The organism is Planctobacterium marinum (assembly GCF_036322805.1).
Lineage (GTDB): Bacteria > Pseudomonadota > Gammaproteobacteria > Enterobacterales > Alteromonadaceae > Planctobacterium > Planctobacterium marinum_A.
Map to the genome: position 1 here is coordinate 2,194,555 of NZ_AP027272.1, position 16,886 is coordinate 2,211,440.

At 47.1% G+C, this 16,886-nt stretch carries 16 protein-coding genes; 4 read left to right on the forward strand and 12 right to left on the reverse strand.

The features are described 5' to 3' along the window. Positions 1-13: 13 nt before the first annotated feature. Positions 14-187, forward strand: coding sequence for a ribosome modulation factor (gene rmf, locus AABA75_RS09845; protein WP_229527595.1), 174 nt, complete (start codon positions 14-16; stop codon positions 185-187). 90 nt (positions 188-277) lie between these two features. Here the strand turns inward: rmf and fabA are convergent, their stop codons facing one another. Further along, positions 278-796: a bifunctional 3-hydroxydecanoyl-ACP dehydratase/trans-2-decenoyl-ACP isomerase gene (gene fabA / locus AABA75_RS09850; RefSeq protein WP_338292435.1), complete on the reverse strand. Its 519-nt coding sequence runs from the start codon at positions 794-796 to the stop codon at positions 278-280. 209 nt (positions 797-1,005) lie between these two features. Here fabA and AABA75_RS09855 point away from each other — a divergent pair, with 209 nt between their 5' ends. The 3 genes from AABA75_RS09855 (at position 1,006) to AABA75_RS09865 (ending at position 2,798) form a co-directional block, all read left to right on the forward strand. Further along, complete coding sequence (locus AABA75_RS09855) at positions 1,006-1,263, forward strand: hypothetical protein (RefSeq protein ID WP_338292436.1); 258 nt, start codon at positions 1,006-1,008, stop codon at positions 1,261-1,263. After that, complete coding sequence (locus tag AABA75_RS09860) at positions 1,260-1,649, forward strand: hypothetical protein (protein ID WP_338292437.1); 390 nt, start codon at positions 1,260-1,262, stop codon at positions 1,647-1,649. The genes AABA75_RS09855 and AABA75_RS09860 overlap by 4 nt, the downstream gene beginning before the upstream one ends. Positions 1,650-1,826: 177 nt before the next feature. Beyond that, the gene (locus AABA75_RS09865; RefSeq protein ID WP_338292438.1) at positions 1,827-2,798 is read left to right on the forward strand and encodes an aldo/keto reductase; all 972 of its coding nucleotides are present in this window, start codon (positions 1,827-1,829) and stop codon (positions 2,796-2,798) included. Here AABA75_RS09865 and AABA75_RS09870 read toward each other — a convergent pair. The 11 genes from AABA75_RS09870 to xdhA all read right to left on the reverse strand — a co-directional run bounded on the left by AABA75_RS09870 (position 2,770) and on the right by xdhA (position 16,801). Continuing rightward, complete coding sequence (locus AABA75_RS09870) at positions 2,770-3,432, reverse strand: lysoplasmalogenase (RefSeq protein WP_338292439.1); 663 nt, start codon at positions 3,430-3,432, stop codon at positions 2,770-2,772. The two genes, AABA75_RS09865 and AABA75_RS09870, sit on opposite strands and share 29 nt — an antisense overlap. 46 nt (positions 3,433-3,478) lie before the next feature. Then, entirely contained in the window at positions 3,479-4,390 is a 912-nt protein-coding gene (locus tag AABA75_RS09875; RefSeq protein WP_338292440.1) for a pepsin/retropepsin-like aspartic protease family protein, read from the reverse strand. 91 nt (positions 4,391-4,481) lie between these two features. Beyond that, positions 4,482-7,586: an efflux RND transporter permease subunit gene (locus AABA75_RS09880; protein ID WP_338292441.1), complete on the reverse strand. Its 3,105-nt coding sequence runs from the start codon at positions 7,584-7,586 to the stop codon at positions 4,482-4,484. Beyond that, positions 7,586-8,659 carry an efflux RND transporter periplasmic adaptor subunit gene (locus AABA75_RS09885; protein WP_338292442.1) on the reverse strand — a complete coding sequence of 358 codons (1,074 nt, stop codon included), beginning with the start codon at positions 8,657-8,659 and terminating at the stop codon, positions 7,586-7,588. The genes AABA75_RS09880 and AABA75_RS09885 overlap by 1 nt, the downstream gene beginning before the upstream one ends. An 89-nt stretch (positions 8,660-8,748) precedes the next feature. Beyond that, positions 8,749-9,960 carry a urate hydroxylase PuuD gene (locus AABA75_RS09890; protein ID WP_338292443.1) on the reverse strand — a complete coding sequence of 404 codons (1,212 nt, stop codon included), beginning with the start codon at positions 9,958-9,960 and terminating at the stop codon, positions 8,749-8,751. Positions 9,961-9,985: 25 nt separating this feature from the next. Next, a complete protein-coding gene (gene guaD / locus AABA75_RS09895) occupies positions 9,986-11,278 on the reverse strand; it encodes a guanine deaminase (protein ID WP_338292444.1) in 1,293 nt (430 codons plus the stop codon). Between the two features lie 23 nt (positions 11,279-11,301). Further along, positions 11,302-11,640, reverse strand: coding sequence for a hydroxyisourate hydrolase (gene uraH, locus AABA75_RS09900; protein ID WP_338292445.1), 339 nt, complete (start codon positions 11,638-11,640; stop codon positions 11,302-11,304). After that, positions 11,637-12,155, reverse strand: coding sequence for a 2-oxo-4-hydroxy-4-carboxy-5-ureidoimidazoline decarboxylase (gene uraD, locus AABA75_RS09905; protein ID WP_338292446.1), 519 nt, complete (start codon positions 12,153-12,155; stop codon positions 11,637-11,639). Before uraD ends, uraH begins: the two co-directional genes overlap by 4 nt. After that, positions 12,152-12,985: a xanthine dehydrogenase accessory protein XdhC gene (gene xdhC / locus AABA75_RS09910; protein WP_338292447.1), complete on the reverse strand. Its 834-nt coding sequence runs from the start codon at positions 12,983-12,985 to the stop codon at positions 12,152-12,154. The genes uraD and xdhC overlap by 4 nt, the downstream gene beginning before the upstream one ends. Continuing rightward, entirely contained in the window at positions 12,982-15,339 is a 2,358-nt protein-coding gene (xdhB, locus tag AABA75_RS09915) for a xanthine dehydrogenase molybdopterin binding subunit (protein ID WP_338292448.1), read from the reverse strand. The genes xdhC and xdhB overlap by 4 nt, the downstream gene beginning before the upstream one ends. After that, entirely contained in the window at positions 15,332-16,801 is a 1,470-nt protein-coding gene (gene xdhA / locus AABA75_RS09920) for a xanthine dehydrogenase small subunit (RefSeq protein WP_338292449.1), read from the reverse strand. Before xdhA ends, xdhB begins: the two co-directional genes overlap by 8 nt. Between the last annotated feature and the right edge of the window lie 85 nt (positions 16,802-16,886).

The window sequence follows — 16,886 nt, forward strand, 5'->3', positions numbered from 1 at the left end:
GAAAGAGGTGAAAATGAAAAGACAAAAGCGCGATAAATTATCTCGAGCCCATGCAAAAGGGTATCAAGCTGGTATTTCTGGTCGGGCAAAAGACAACTGTCCCTTTCAGGCTGTTGAGGCACGATCTCAGTGGCTTGGTGGTTGGAGAGCTGCGATGGAAGATAGAAGCTTAGGTCTTGTAAAATAAATCCACAATTTTTCCTAAACCTTTTCTAGAGAGAACAAAAGCCCCAGTAGAGGGGCTTTTGTATTTTTATAAGCTGCTAATTTATGTAACTTAAAAGTTACTGGTGTCCTGGAACAGACCCACTTTCAAATCTTTTGCTTCATAGATAGGGCGGCCGTCCACTTCAACCACGCCATCGCCAATGCCCATAAAGAGTTTGCGTTTAATGACGCGCTTCATGGTAATTTTATAAGTCACCTTTTTTGCGGTAGGTAAAATCTGGCCGGTAAACTTAACTTCCCCAACACCCAGAGCACGTCCTTTACCTGGCCCATCACACCAGCCCAGAAAAAAGCCAACCAGCTGCCACATCGCATCAAGGCCTAAACATCCAGGCATAACCGGATCGCCGGGGAAGTGACAATCAAAGAACCAGAGATCTGGCGTAATATCCAGTTCAGCTTCAATGTAGCCTTTACCATTCTCTCCACCGTCTTCCGTGATGCTCGTGATACGATCCATCATTAACATGTTTGGCGCAGGCAATTGACTGTTTCCCGGACCAAATAACTCACCCCGGCTACAGCTAAGTAGGTCTTCCTTATTGAACTGATTCTTTCTTTCTGACATTACTGATTATCACTCTATCTGAATTTGCGGGCTAATTTAGCGAACACTTGTGCGCTAAACAAGTCTGATTTGTTTTATTTACCTCAAAAATCTTACAAAGAACACGCTAAGCTTTTATTAACGTTGATAAAATAAGCAATTTTTCGATGAAACTTTAATTCGCCGATGGAAAGGGTATAGTTGTGTGAAAGTATTAACTTTTCAGATCTATGAGCAATGTTAAGAATCGTCTGAAAGCTAACGCAGACAAACAAAAACGATTCAGGGAAAAGCAAAAAGCTGAAGGCAAAAAACTGATCCGCGGTTACGTTAACCCTGAGGCGGTAGATTGTTATGCCGAGTTAAGTGAAAAAACCGGCTGGACCGACAGCGAGATACTCAGTAACTCTCTTAGAATAACCTATGCGGCTTATAAGTGCGGCCAAATAAAGTTACTAAACGAATGGCTTAAGAAGAATCAAAAATGAGTTGGACAATCGTCTTTTGGTATACGTCTTTACTTGTGGTGGTTTCTATTATTGGACGGCTGTTTGACGTTTCTAATGCTACCTGGCAACAACACAAAACCGGTTACAAGATACAGGATGTCTTTGATGTCTTGTTGGCTTTATTCGGCCTGATTGGTTTGTTTGGTCTGGCTTTTGATGAGCGCTATTTTTCTCAAGCTTTATGGCAGGGCTACTTCGTCCTGACCATAGCTTATATTCCATTGTCGTTCCTTTTACCCAAATACGCCGATATGAGACAAATGTATGGCAATGCTAATGTTGTAAAAGCAATTACCTCCAATACCTTATTGATGGCCCCGTCTCATGTTGCACAATACGTTTACGCGTTTAACTTAAACTGGTAAATACACTATTAATCCAGATAGCAAAGCGTACTCCATACGTACTCCATACGTACTCCATACGTATTCAAGGCACAAATCATCATGAGGTTGCTTGCTTCCTCAATCAAGTCAGTATTAGAGTACCGCGAAGGTCAGTAACCTTTGTTGCTTTACACTTTATACATTAGGAATTTAATAATGAGCAAACTACCTTTGAGCAATACCTTTCCATCTGTGAGTTCAATCGGATTGGGTTGCATGGGCTTTGGTGGCGATTGGAACGATGAGCCATACGGTGCAGAGCATGTCAGCGAGATGCATGGGGCATTGGATGCGGCACTTGAAGCTGGCATTAATTTTATTGATCACGCTGATATATATACCTTAGGCAAAGCAGAATCGGTTTTTGGAGAAGTCATAAAACAACGCCCGGAATTGCGTGAGCAATTGATTATTCAGAGTAAATGCGGCATCAAGTTTGACGATGATATGGGCCCCGGACGTTACGATTTTTCAAAGACCTGGATTAGCCAATCAGTGGAAGGCATTTTATCCCGCTTGAATATCGAGCAGTTGGATATTCTGTTATTGCACCGACCAGATCCTCTTATGGATCTTGATGAGGTGGCTGAAGTTTTTGCACAGCTTGCGAAACAAGGGAAAGTTAAGCACTTTGGTGTGTCCAATATGCACGTTCATCAAATTGCCTATCTTCAGTCTGGTCTTGGGCACCCCTTGGTAGCCAATCAGCTGGAAATGAGTCTGAGAAACCTGGACTGGTTAAACGAGAGTGTTACAGCTGGTATGTCATCTGGCACCCAAAATCACTTTTCCCCCGGTATTATTGAGTATTGCCGTAGCAACAATGTGCAAATTCAGGCTTGGGGCTGTCTGGCACAAGGGTTGTTTTCTGGACGCAATCTTGATGGACAACCTGACAACGTGATAGCTACTGCGAGCCTGGTGGCGGCATTAGCTGAACAATACAACGTTCCGCGTGAGGCCATTGTGCTTGCCTGGCTAATGCGCCATCCAGCGAAGATTCAGCCCATTATTGGCACTACTAACGGGGATAGGATAAAAGCCTGCGGCAGAGCAACGGAAGTGTCTCTCACCAGAGAGCAGTGGTATCAGCTTTATGTTACGTCTCGCGGTGAGCGTTTGCCGTAAGCTGGATAATACCTTTAATGATCAGGTATTGGGCCAGGTAGTAACTGGCCATAATCCAGATGGATGCTAACGGGATAGATTCTCGAAACGCATTCCAGGCAATCAAGGTATCTGACAGAGCGAAAATCAGGGCACCCGCCAGATGCCACCAGGGGGCATTACGCGCTGAAAAAATAGCGGCGATACACATAAAGCTAATAACACCTATGTAGGCGATTACCGCAAACTTTAAAACGGTCTCTTCTGGCATCACAAGTTGTGCCACTATCCAGGAGTAAACCAGCATTGATAATGCTGCCAGGTGATGATACCTGGCATTGCTTAGTTGTTGCTCGTTCACATAACGGGCAAAGATGACAATGTAAAACAGGTGAGCCACCAAAAAGGCACTTAAACCGGCAATAAAGCTTTGTTCAAAAGGAATGGCTAGCAGCACATCACCACAGCCACTAAAAATCAAAGCGGTAAGCGTTAGCAGGCGAACAGAGCCTGAAAGCTGTTTCAATGCCCAAAGCAACAATAAAAGAATGGGAAACACTTTTATAAATGGACTAAAAGGATAGGGGGCCAGTGGACTGCTTAAAGTGTAAAACAGTGCAATTAAAACAAGAAGGATAAAAAGGCGTTTATTCATGTTTTTGAATTTATCTGGCCAACACTAACATCGACATTGCCCGTGGTTATTCCGGCAAACTGATGTGAGCATGTCCTGCTCTATAATCTAGAGTGAGCACGAAGTGTTTCAGGACATCATAACCCAGAATGCCTTCTTGTTTACGAGATTTTATCCGAGAACCCGTCAACCTGTTTTGGTCTACCAGATTCGCACTCTCTCCTTCGGCAGGCACACTTACCAGCACATTTTCCAAAGTAAATGGACCAAAGATAAGTTCCTCAACTCTTAGGTTTTCAGTTATCGCAGTACTGTTTACTCCACTGCTCATTGAGCTAGAGGTGATTTTTTCAAGTAAATTATGTTTTCTGGCAAGACTGCGCTCAATCAATAAGCCGCCATTACTGCCTGTATCTAATAGCACCCAGAAGGGATCGCTGTCTTCGCCAAAACTCACTCGTACCAGTGGTTCACCGCTACCTCGTTGACTTTCAACTTTAATATTTTCAATGTCGCCCAAGCGCAATACGTCACGAGTTACGATACGCATACGTTGATTCGGATAATCAAATTGCACAATAAATCGCGAGAAAAATCCGGAACCGATAAGTAATCCTGTTTCCGTTCCGCCCAGATTAACCGGGATCAGATCATCAAGTTCTAAATCGGCACCAAAAATAGTCGTAGGGACATTGTTGTAAGCTCTGCGCATTTCTTCACCAAAAACGCCGGTGACACGAAATCGCTGACCTTTAGTGAACTGTAAGCCGTGTTTTCTTACAAAATTAGGGTTAATGGAATTTCCCTGTGCACCTGTATCAAGTAAGGCATAAGTATCAATGCCCGAAAGCTTTACAGGAATTTTGATGTGACCATTTTTTAATTCGAAGTCTACCCATTCACTAACGCCCGCAAAGCTAAGGCAAGAAAAAATTAAGGTAATAACAAGCAAGAGCGCTTTCCAGTAGCTTTTTAGCATGACAATTTCCCTATTGTTGTGGTCAATTTTAAAGTTAAAGGCTACCAAAAAGCATGCAAAGCGTCATCCATTTACCGGGCTTTTTATTTTCCTACGGATTTGTTTTGAGTTCGCTCTCGGCGGAATCCAATTCCTGTTGTAATTGGTTTGCGTTGTCTTTGCGGGGCTTAACAAAACGGGCCAGCCAATAATACAACACCGGTGTTAAAAATAGGGTAAATACAACCGCCAGACCAAGCCCTCCGAATACTACCCAACCGATGGCGTTTCTGGCTTCTGCACCGGCACCCGTGGAGATGATAAGCGGGATACCACCCAATATGGTGGACATCAACGTCATCATGATCGGTCTCAAACGTACTTCACCTGCTCTGAGAATCGCGTCTTTCACGGAATGTCCCTGGTCTCGCAGTTGGTCGGCAAATTCCACCAATAAAATCGAGTTTTTGGCCAGTAGCCCTATCAGCATTACCAAACCGATTTGCGAATATACGTTAATTGAAGTTCCGGTCAGGAAGACAGCATAAATAGCTGCGGCGATACCAAAAGGTACAGTGATCATCACCACAAAAGCGCTGTTAAAGCTTTCAAACTGCGCCGCCAGTACCAGAAGTACAATGACAAATGCTACAAGGTAGGTCACATTGACTTGTCGATCGGTTTCTCTGAATGTGCGGGCTTCGCCCAAAAACACCAAACCAAAACCATCTGGCAATATTTCTTGCGACAATTCCCGCAAGCCATTCACGGCCACTTCCATGGTGATGCTGTCGGGTAAATCTACATCCACCTCGATCGCTCTTCGTTGAGCATGCCGCTCCAGCTCTGCAGCGACGCCCTCTTCAGTTATGTAGGCGATACTCGACAACGGTACGAGTGCACCGTTGCTGGAGCCGACGTAGAGATTGGTTAAATCTGCAGGGTCGGCAATGTCTTTATAAGTGGATTGCAACATGATGGGAATAGCCTGATCGCCCACGTTTAAATCCCCTAAGTCATATCCGCCAATGGCAGAGCGTAAGGTATTGGTAATATCACTGAACGGCACACCCAGCTCTTCAGCCCGTCTGCGGTCAATATGCACACGCATTTGCGGCTGTGTCGGTTGATAGGAGATTTCCGCCCGGCCCATTTCAGGAAAGCGGGCTTCAAGGGCCTTACTAAAGTCCTGAGCGACATCGTAGATGGCATCGTAATCGTTGCCAGTCACGGCGAATTCAAGTCCGCCCCCTCGACCTCTAAGATTCAGCGAGTTTGGACCAAAGGCGCGTCCAGGGGCTCCGGGAATGGCGCTTAACTGAGGACGAATTTCAGAAATGATGTCTTGTTGCGATTTATCCCTTTGTGACCAGTCTTTTAGATTCACCGTCATGTAGACAATATTTGGGTCCCACTGACCAACCACCGTTTTGATGGTGTCGATATTGCCATCTTCCATATATGGCAACAGGATGTCTTCCATTTTTTGTGCTTGTCGGTCCATAAACGAGATACCAACACCGTCAGGTCCTCGTGCGAATATGCGCACATTACCCCGGTCTTCAGGCGGCAATAACTCCTTTTTGACTGTCGTGTATAAACCAGCGGCACCAGCGGCCGCTAAGACACTCAATAACAAGATCACAAAGCCACGAGACAAACACCAGGAAAGCGCCGTTTTGTAGCCATTGAGGCAGGCATTGCCGAATCCTGCAAAGCGGGAATTGCCATCTTTTGTTGGGATTTTCGCTTTGAAAGCGGGTACCAATGTCAGTGCTACAAAAGAGGATATGATCACCGAAGTGGACAATACGCCGCCAAATTCCCGGAACAAACGTCCTGCGGTGGAAGGGAGAAAGGCAATGGGAATAAACACGGCAACTAATACGGCTGTTGTGGCAACTACGGCAAAAAACACCTCGCGACTACCGATAACAGCGGCGGCTTTACTGGCCAATCCCATTGCTTTGCGGCGTTGAATGTTTTCCGAAACTACGATGGCGTCATCCACTATCAAGCCAGTGGCCAATACCAAAGCTAGTAAGGTGAGAATGTTGATAGAAAAGCCCAACATCCACATCACCGCCAGGGAGCCAACTAAGGAAACCGGAATGGAAATGGCGGGGATTATAGTGGCTCTGAAGGATCCCAAAAACAACCAGAGCGTAAAGATCACCAGAGCTATAGTAAAGGATAGTGAGGTTAAGACTTCGCTGATGGAGCCGCGAATAAACTGGGCATCATCATCGGTAATGTGGATCTCTAAAGCAGGAAATCGGTCCCGCAATTCCTGCACCATACTTTGGGTTAGATCCGAGATCTCAATGGTGTTGGCTCCAGCCTGGCGTAAGATCTCCAATCCTATAACGGGTTTGCCATTCAATCTTACAAAACTGCTAGCGTCTGCCGGACCAAAAAATACAGTTGCAATGTCACCTATTCGGGTATTACCCGATATCAAAATGTTTTCTACTTCAGAAGGCGTGATGGACGTGGCATCGGCTCGGACAATCACTTGTTGATCGGTGGAGCGCAAGCTGCCAGCAGGCACGTCAAAGGGTGCGGTGCGCAGCGCTGAGGCTACGTCAGTAAATGATAGTCCGAAACTAGCCAGCCGGATAGGGTCGACAGTCACTCTTAATACTTTTTGCCGTTCGCCATTAATGCGCACATCAGCCACACCTGGAATGGCAAGAAAAAGCGGCGCTATGTCGGTTTCCACCATTTCGGTTAAGGCTTCCATTTCGATACTGTCGCTGGCCAGCGTTAAACTCACCACTGCACCTGCGTCGTTATCGGCTTTGACAATGGCCAGGCGTTCTACTTCGTCTGGTAATTCGCGTTGTACTCGACTGATGGCCTCACGTGTTTCATTGGCAGCATCTTCGATATTAATACCGGGACGAAATTCGATAACAATTCTGGAAAAGCCTTCTTCACTTTGGGCGCGAATACTCTTAACGCCACTCACTCGCGCTGCAGCCCCTTCTAAGCGGCTGGTTACTTCACTGTCGACAGTTTCCGGCGCACCACCGGGGTAAGACGCTCTGATACTAACAACAGGACGATCAACATCCGGTAATTCACGTACTTCCAAACCTAAAATGGCAGAGAGTCCGGCAATAATTATCAGCAGATTTAAGACAACAATTAATACCGGGCGGCGAATGGAGAGTGACGGTAAGTCTTCTTTGTTTTTATCGTGCAGCTCTGACATTAGCCTTTGCTCCTGGCTTCTGCTGCCCGTCTGGCGTCGCGCGTAGCAAACGCCTGTACTGCTTGTCCTTCCCGCAACTGTTGAATCCCTTCAACCACCAATTCTTCACCGTTTTGAATGGCGCCTTCCACTAAAATATTGCCGCGCAAACGCTGAATGATATTTACCCGTTCACGACTGGCTTTACCTTCTCGTACTATCCAAACATACGCACCTGTGGCTCCCCATGACAGTGCTGCTTCCGGAATAACAGGATAGCGTTCGCCAGCCAGCTGCAAGGTGACTTTAAAGCTAAGGCCCGGGCGATATACATCAGATTCGTTGTTTAATAGTGCTCTGACTCGCAGGGTACGATCGGTGACATTGATGCGAGAATCCACTTCCGCAATGTCAGCAGTGATTTCTGTATTGCGATTGTTCCACGGGCTGAGAATTACCTGGGCTTGTGTTTTAAGTATGGCAAGCGCGGCTTCTGGAGCCGAGAAATTAACAAACAGATTTTTTCTGTCATCAATGGTAGTGATCAGGGTAGTGGTATTAATGCGATCACCAGGCTCGATGTCAGTTAATCCGACATGGCCAGAGAAAGGCGCTTTTACAATTCTGTCAGCCAGGTCGGCCTCTGCTGATTGCAGTTGTACTTTGGCTAGATCTCTTTGGGTTAACGCATCGTCCACATCACTTTGAGTGGCCGCGCCACGGCCTTTGCTTTCTCTAAGACGAGCAAGGGTTCGCTCTCTGTCGGCCAATTCTATTTTGGCGCGCTCCACCGCGATAACTTGTCTTCGGTTGTCTAACGTTAACAATACCTGCTGGGCTTCAACGTAATCACCGGGTTTAAATAAAACTGCTGTAACGATATCTGAGGCCGCCGCGAAAATACTGACAGAGCGCTGCGCTTCGGCAGTACCAATGGTATCTATAGATGAAGATAGTGCTTGATAGGCGACAGGTTGGGATACGATATTGGCAGGTTTATCTCTGCCTTGCCATGATTGTGCTTCGGTACTGAAGGCGCAACACATGGTTAACAGCCCTGTAATTAGAAAGCTGGAAATTGCTTTTGAACTCATACACCTCATCCTTTAATTGCTACCGAGTTTACGCGCTGGATAAGTGTATGGATCAGCGCCGCAATGTACAGCGCCTTTACAATATGTCTCTATTTGTTCAGTTTGACTTCATGCTCATACCATTGAGCGATGATTTCCCGTTCTTGGTCTGTCATGCCGGTTTTATTTAAAAATGGCATATCTTTGGTTACAACTACGCGCTGATGGATGCGCGGGGCCCATTGCACTATTTGCGGCCAGCTATCCAGTTTTATCCCCAGTGGTGCCACCACAAAAATATCATCTGTGGGCGCGTCAGCATGGCAATTGGCGCAGTGTTGTTGCATCAAGGCCATGACGGTTTCATTTTCAGGAATGGATACTTCCACGGGCTGTGTTACCTGAGGTTTCGTTTGGGGTTGAGATACCCAGATAGCGATCAACAACATTCCCAAAGCTCCTGTAACCAGCACTGAAGGCCTGAAAATACCGATGTGACGCAAGTTGAAAAAGTGTCGAATCCAGGCGGAAACGATGGCAATCGCCACCAACACTAACCAGCTTTGAGGGTGTTGGTAGGTCATAGGGTAGTGGTTGGAGATCATCAAAAAAATGATGGGCAGAGTCAGATAGTTGTTGTGCACCGAGCGCAGCTTGGCACCGGCCCCCCATTCTGGGTTGATGGCTTGTTTGTCGGTGACGGCTTGCACCAGTTTTTTCTGAGATGGGATGATATTGAAAAACACATTGCCTGCCATAATGGTGCCGATTAACGCGCCCACGTGGATATAGGCGCCGCGACCACTAAACCATTGCGTAGCAAGCCACGACGATAAACTCAGGAACAACACCAGGAAAATGGCGAACAGGGTGGCAGATTTTGCCAGTGGGCTGCGGCAGGCGAGTTCGTAAATAAACAGGCCAACGAAGATAAAGCCCAGACCCATCATAACGGCTTGTGAAGCAGGCATGGACATCACGGCAGGATCTATCAAATAGGCTTCTGCACCCATATAATACACCCAACCCAGCAGTAACATGCCGCTCAACCAGGTGGCATAAGCTTCCCACTTAAACCAGTGCAGTGTTTTGGGGATTTGTTCCGGACCGTATTCGTATTTGGCTACTTCGTAAAATCCACCACCGTGAACCGCCCATAAGTCGCCTTTAATACCCTTATCTTTTTTCCATTGAGGGGGCTGACGCAGATTGTTATCCAGCCAGATAAAATAAAAGGAGGCGCCAATCCAGGCTATCCCGGCAATAACGTGAAACCAGCGAATAAATAACGCTACCCAATCAGCCCACATAGCAGTCCCCATACATATAACTCCCCCCCAATTATTATTATTGTTGATATTCCCAAACGGGCTTGCCCGCAATCCAAGTGGCTGCGGTGGTGCGTTCATCTGCCAACATACTCAAGGCAAACAAGATATCTTCAGCCTTATCGGCATCTTTCAGGCGTAAAGATGATAACGCATTAAAATGCGGATCTAATACGGTAAAATCCGCATAAGTACCGGGATTAAAATCCCCGATGTCAGGCAATTGCAGTGCATCAGCAGCTCCGCGCGTCATCATGTATAAGCCGGCTAACGGATCCATCGTGATGTTTTGCAATTGAAACACCTTATAAGCTTCACCTAGAGTGCGCAACATACTGAAACTGTCGCCACCACCCACATCAGTGGCCAGGGTGGTTTTAATGTTAAAGGCGTTGGCTTTATCGAGGTTATAAAGTCCGCTTCCAAGGAAGAGGTTGGAGCGAGGGCAAAAGGCTACAATACCGCCTTTTTCCGAAATAACCCGCCATTCGTCATCTTCCATATGGATACAATGGCCAAACAAGCTGCGCTCAGTCACCATCTGGTATTTATCGTAAACATCCAGATAATTTTTACAATCGGGATAGAGCTCTTTAACCCAGGCAATTTCTTGTTGGTTTTCACTTAAATGTGTTTGCAGATAGACATCGTTGTAACTGCTCATCAACTCGCCTAGCATGGCCATTTGCTTTTCCGTACTGGTGGGGGCAAATCTTGGCGTAATGGCGTATTTCAAACGGCCTTTATTGTGCCATTGTGCTATTAATTCGGCCGACTCTTTTTGCGCAGACTCAGGGGTATCTTGCAAATAATCAGGACAATGGCGGTCCATGCAGACCTTGCCGGTTAATAGTTGCATATTGCGCTCATAGGCTACGCTAAACAGCTGCTCGGCTGAGTTTTTATGCACTGTTGCCCAAACTGCAGCGGTTGTTGTTCCGTTCATCCACAACTGTTGTAAAAAGAAATCGGCGATCTTGCGGCTGTAAGCCGGATCTTCAAATTGTCGCTCCGTGGGGAAGGTGTATTTATTGAGCCAGTCGATCAACTGCTCCCCAAAACTGGCAATCATTTCTGTTTGCGGAAAGTGAAGATGGGTGTCGATAAAACCCGGTACAATCAGTTTGTTGCCATAGTCCACGATATTGGCTTCTGGATAGCGTTGTTTTAGCTTGTCAGCGCTATCAACCGCTACAATTTTCTCATCTTCTATTGCAAGTGCACCTTGCTTGAATTCCACAGTGTCCTGCTGCGGATTTGCTGTACTGTTGGGGAAGTGTACGACATGGCCGGTAATTAGTTTGATGGTCATAATATCCAGTTACTCTGAGTGATTTAGCTACCGCGGTAGCTGCTAAAACCGAAAGGAGAAATTAAAAGTGGGATGTGGTAGTGACCACCGTCTTCGGTCATTTCAAAATGAATGTCTACAAAAGGGTATAGGCTGTCTTGGGTATAACTATTCAGATAGTCCTTACACATAAAGCGCAAGCTATAGACGCCAGCTGAATACCCGGATACTCCCCAATCGCGGCAACGCCCATCGGCATCGGTTTTGCCTTGATGTTGCTCACCGTCTGGTGTGGTTAAGATTAAAACCATATCAGCAGCAGGCTTGCCTAATGTGGTATCCAGAACATGGCTGGATAGGCTGATCTTGGAGAGGCTGGTCATAGTGTACCTTCCGTTTGCAATTGTTTGTTGATGCGCAGTAAAGTGATTTTCAGTTGCTCTGCTGCAGCTAGCTTAATTTCGGTTTCGGTGTCGTTGGGCAGGCGTTGTTGCAGAATTTCCAGCATTTGCGCTGCCGATTTACCCGTGGCAAAAACAATAAAAATAAAACCGTGTTTATTCAGGTATTCGTGATTCAGCTGGTGCAAGAGTTGCAGAGTTTGTTCGTCTGCCGCCTGCGCGCCTGCTTGTTCGCTCGCCGCCGTGTTTTTGGTATCGGCAAACTTTTCCCTTAGTGTATCTACGTTACCGATCATGGGATGAGCTTCAAACGCTTGTAGATAATCTTTGTCCCGGCATTGTTGCCAGAACAGCTCTGCGTAGGTACTAATTTGTGATGCACTCTGAAACGGTCGCGCAGAGGTCATTTTCTGACACCAGATTTGTACCGCGCAAGTTTGTTCAAACCATTTAATGCAGGCGGTTTCTTCCAGTTGGTTCAGTTCTTCTAGTGTCATACCGGCTCAGTGTTCATGGTTGTTCGTTGAACCTGCTCGTTGACAGGTAACTCGTTCTTTTGCTTATGCAGCAACTGAGTGATTTGTGCGGCCATAGAAATCGCTACTTCAATTGGCGTTTTCCCTGGTACGGCTCTTTCGCCTACCGGGCTGACCATTTTGGCGATTTGCACGTCACTCAGTTCTCGCTGCTGTAATTTGTAGCGAAAGCGCTTCGCTTTGGTTTCAGAGCCGATAACACCCACAAAATCAATATCATCTCTGACTATGGCACATTTCACCAAATCAAAGTCCAATTGATGATTGTGAGTCATAATGAGTACCAAGGTATTAGCGGGTAAGGCTTTAAGCTCACTCACCGGACAATCTGTGGTAATCGTGCGTACGTTTTCCTGTAATCCTGTTGGAAATAGTTCGCCACGCTCATCAATCCAGTGCAGATTCAACGGCAGTCGTTGCAGGATTGGCACCAGTTCATTGGCCACGTGTCCGGCACCAAAAATCGCCAGATTTTGAGTGTTCAATTGATAGCTTTCCAGCAATACTTTGGCAAAACCACCACAGCATTGGCCCAGTTTCGCCGCCAGAGGGTATTCCTCGGTGCGAATTGCGGTATCTCTTTCTAAAAGCATTTCTCGCGAGGTACGCGTAACCAAATGTTCTAAATGGCCACCGCCAATAGTGTCGAATGTTTGCTCAGAAGTGATGAGCATTTTCGCGCCGCTATCACGGGGCACAGAGCCTTTGTGCTCTATCACGGTTGCTAGTACAAAAGGGCTTTGTTTTTGCTGACAATGGCCAATGGCCTGCATCCAGTTAGTGATTTTCATCGCCCCAACACCTCACATGTGAATGCTTCTTCGGGCAATTGCTGAATGGCTTTTAACACTTTTTCTGCCGTGGCTGGCGGGTCCAGTTTTGGATCCACTTTATAGTCGGTAAGACTGGATACCGCATCTTTCAGGGCGCACCAGACACTCATGGCCAACATTAAGGGCGGTTCGCCCACGGCTTTAGAGTGATAGATGCTGTCTTCTTCATTTGGATGCGGGTATAAATCCACATTGAATATCGCCGGAGTATCGCCGATAGCCGGAATTTTGTAGGTAGCGGCGTTGTTGCTTAACAATCGCCCTTGCTCATCCCATAGCAGCTCTTCTGTAGTAAGCCAGCCCATGCCTTGGATAAATCCACCTTCAATCTGGCCAATGTCGATAGCCGGATTCAAGCTGGCGCCCACATCATGCAGAATGTCTACCCGGTCCACTTTGTATTCGCCGGTCAGGGTATCAACCGTGACTTCCGATACCGAGGCACCATTGGCAAAATAAAAGAAGGGACGGCCTTTGCCAGTGTTTCGGTCGTAATGAATTTTCGGGGTTTTATAAAACCCGGTGGAGGATAGCGATACTCTATTCATGTAAGCCAGCTGCACCAGATCAGGGAAGGGTATCTTCGCCTCACCCAAACTTACTACGCCATCTCTGAATTGTACCTCTTCACTGGCACCACTTTGTTGCTCTGCCCAAAACTCCGCCAGGCGCTGTTTGATAACAAGACAGGCGTTTTGCACCGCTTTACCATTGATATCTGTGCCACTGGAGGCGGCCGTGGGTGAGGTATTGGGTACCTTGTCAGTACGCGTGGCGGTGACCTCAATAAAATCCGTATCAAGACCAAATTCATTGGCGGCAATTTGCTGTATTTTGGTATGCAGGCCTTGCCCCATCTCCGTGCCACCGTGATTAACCTGCACGCTGCCATCGGTGTATACATGCACCAGCGCACCGGCTTGGTTTAGGTGTTTGGCAGTAAAGGAAATACCAAACTTCACCGGGGTTAGCGACAGACCTTTTTTCAGTACGAGATTGTTTTGGTTGAACTGTTTTATGTCTTCACGGCGTTGCCAATAATCAGAAGATTGTACCAGCTTTTCGATAAGGTCCGGTAGGTTGAAGTGCTCTATGGTCATGCCATATTGCGTGGTGTTTCTGCCTTCACCACCGTACAAGTTACGCTGGCGTATGGTGAGCGGGTCTTCGCCAGTTTTACGAGCGATGGCTTCTATCATGGCCTCGGCCAATACCATACCTTGCGGACCACCAAACCCACGAAATGCGGTATGGGACACGGTATCCGTGCGACAGCGATAACCCACAATATCGGCATCTGCCAGATAATAGGCATTGTCACAGTGGAACATGGCTCTATCCACGATGGCTTCTGATAAATCCGCCGAGTGGCCGCACAGTCCATTGATTCTCGCTTGTGTGGCTTTGATCAGGCCATTGTCGTCGGTAGCGACAGTAAAACTGTTGTCAAAGGGATGGCGTTTGCCGGTAAGCATCATGTCTTGCATTCGGGGTACACGCAGCTTCACCGGGCGCTGATTGCGCATGGCTAATACTGCGGCAATACAGGCCCATTGTGCGGCTTGGGTTTCTTTACCGCCAAAACCGCCGCCCATACGGCGCATATCAACCGTTACCTTGTGCAGTTTGATATCTAATACCTCAGCAACCAGTTTTTGCACTTCGCTGGGATGTTGCGAGGAGGTGTAAATGGTAATGCGATCTTCTTCTTCTGGTATCGCCAGCGCTATCTGCCCCTCCAGATACATGTGTTCCTGGCCACCAATGCTGACTTCACCGGAGATGAGATGTTCTGCGGCATTAGCTGCACTTTCGTAATCACCTTGTTGCATGGCGTGGGTAGGACGCACAAAGTTCTGCTTTAAATGAGCGCTATGGATATCCAGTTCAGGCGTTTCAGACTCTACTTCAAGCGTGCCTTTGAGTGCAGCCTTGCGGGCCAGATTGACCGAGGTGGCTAATACCGCGCACCAGGGCTGACGGTGAAACAACACCTGTTTATCCGCAAGGATAGGATCGCCATCAAATACCGGCGCGATATCCACATGCCCCGGTATATCATCCGTAGTGATCACATCACAAACACCTTCACTATTACGGATTGCTGTGGTGTCTTTACTCAGTATTTTACCTTTTGCTGCCATGCTCATGGACACTGCGGCGTGCAGTAAACCCGCGGGCTCAGGTAAATCATCAATATATCGGGCTTTACCTGTTACGTGGCGCTCTGCGCTTTCATGCTGCTTATTGCTGCCCACGGTTTTACTTTGAAATACGGGAGGCTGTTGCGGTTTGTCGATTAATTTACGCATGTTGTATGACCCTCAGTTCCGCTTGAGTTTGATTGTTGGATTCCAACCAGAAGCGCTGCCATAAGTTAACTAACATGGTTTTTCGGTATTGTGCCGATGCTCTGACATCATCAATGGGGGTAAAGGCATCCGCCAGAATGGCTTTGCCTTGTTTCATGGTATCCAAATTCCAGGCTTTGCCTGTAACCGCTTGCTCCAATGCACTGCAAACTGCTGGCACTGCCGCCACACCACCAAAACCGGTGGCTAAGGACTTAACTACACCTTGTTCAAGCGTGATATTAAACACGGCGCACACCGCTGAAATGTCATCTTCAAAGCGCTTAGAAATTTTGTAAGCCCGTAAACAGCCCTCTGTTGTTGCTTTTTCCTGCGGTAGCGGAATACGGATATCGCTGAGCCATTCACCTTTTTTTAAAGTAGTTTTCTTATAATCCAGGAAAAATTCAGCCACTGGAATGGTGCGTTGCTGCTCACCATTGTCTAGTGTGAGTTGGGCATTTAAAGCCAGTAACACTGGCGGTGTATCACCAATGGGGGAGGCGTTGGCGACATTGCCTCCTAAGGTTCCCTGGTTGCGAATAGGCAGTGAACCTAAGCGAGCCAACAATTCTTCTAGTTCAGGATAATAGTGCAACAGCTTATCTTGCAATTTGCTGTAGGTGACTGCCGCGCCAATCACAAGTTCCTGCTCTTTTTCTTCAATACGATTTAATTCCGGCACATATCGGGTGCTGATGAGCTGTGGCAGTTGTTTGTATTGCTGAGTAACTTCCAGTGCCAGATCGGTACTGCCCGCCACCAATCGGGCTTGCGGATACTTTACCAGTAAATCGGCCAAGGCTGCTCGGCTATCGGGTAGGTGCAGGCCATCGGTGCCTGAGTTTTGCGGCAGGGCTTTTAAGTTTTCAATAGTTGCAGTGGAATTAGCACTAAATTTATCTGCGGAGGGAGCCTCACAGGCATCCAGTGCAGCATCAATAATGGGACGATAACCAGTACAACGGCAGAGGTTACCAGATAAGGCGTTGTCGATTTGATGACGATTAAGCTCAGCGGTCGGACTAGATTGCTCTTGGCTTTCTCGGGTTTTATAGAGAGAAAACATCGGCATCACAAATCCAGGAGTGCAAAAACCGCATTGCGAGCCGTGTTTGTCCACCATGGCCTGCTGCACCGGGTGCAGCGCATTGCCATCAGCAAGATGCTCTACGGTAATTAGCTGTTTGCCATCCAGAGCTGATAAGAATGTAATGCAACTATTGATGGCGCGATATTCAAGGCCATTTTGGCTGTCGTTTAGCTCGGCTAATACCACAGTGCAGGCGCCACAATCTCCGGAGCCACATCCTTCTTTGGTGCCACACAGCGATTGATTTTCTCTTAACCACTCCAATACGGTGCAATTATTATCAATCTTGCTAATATGGACGAGTTCATCATTCAGCATAAAGCTGATCATCTTGAGCCTCCGGGATAAAAATTATTTGCAAAACCTGACCATCTGGTCAATATATTGATATTTATCCCGTCATGCAAGTGAGCAA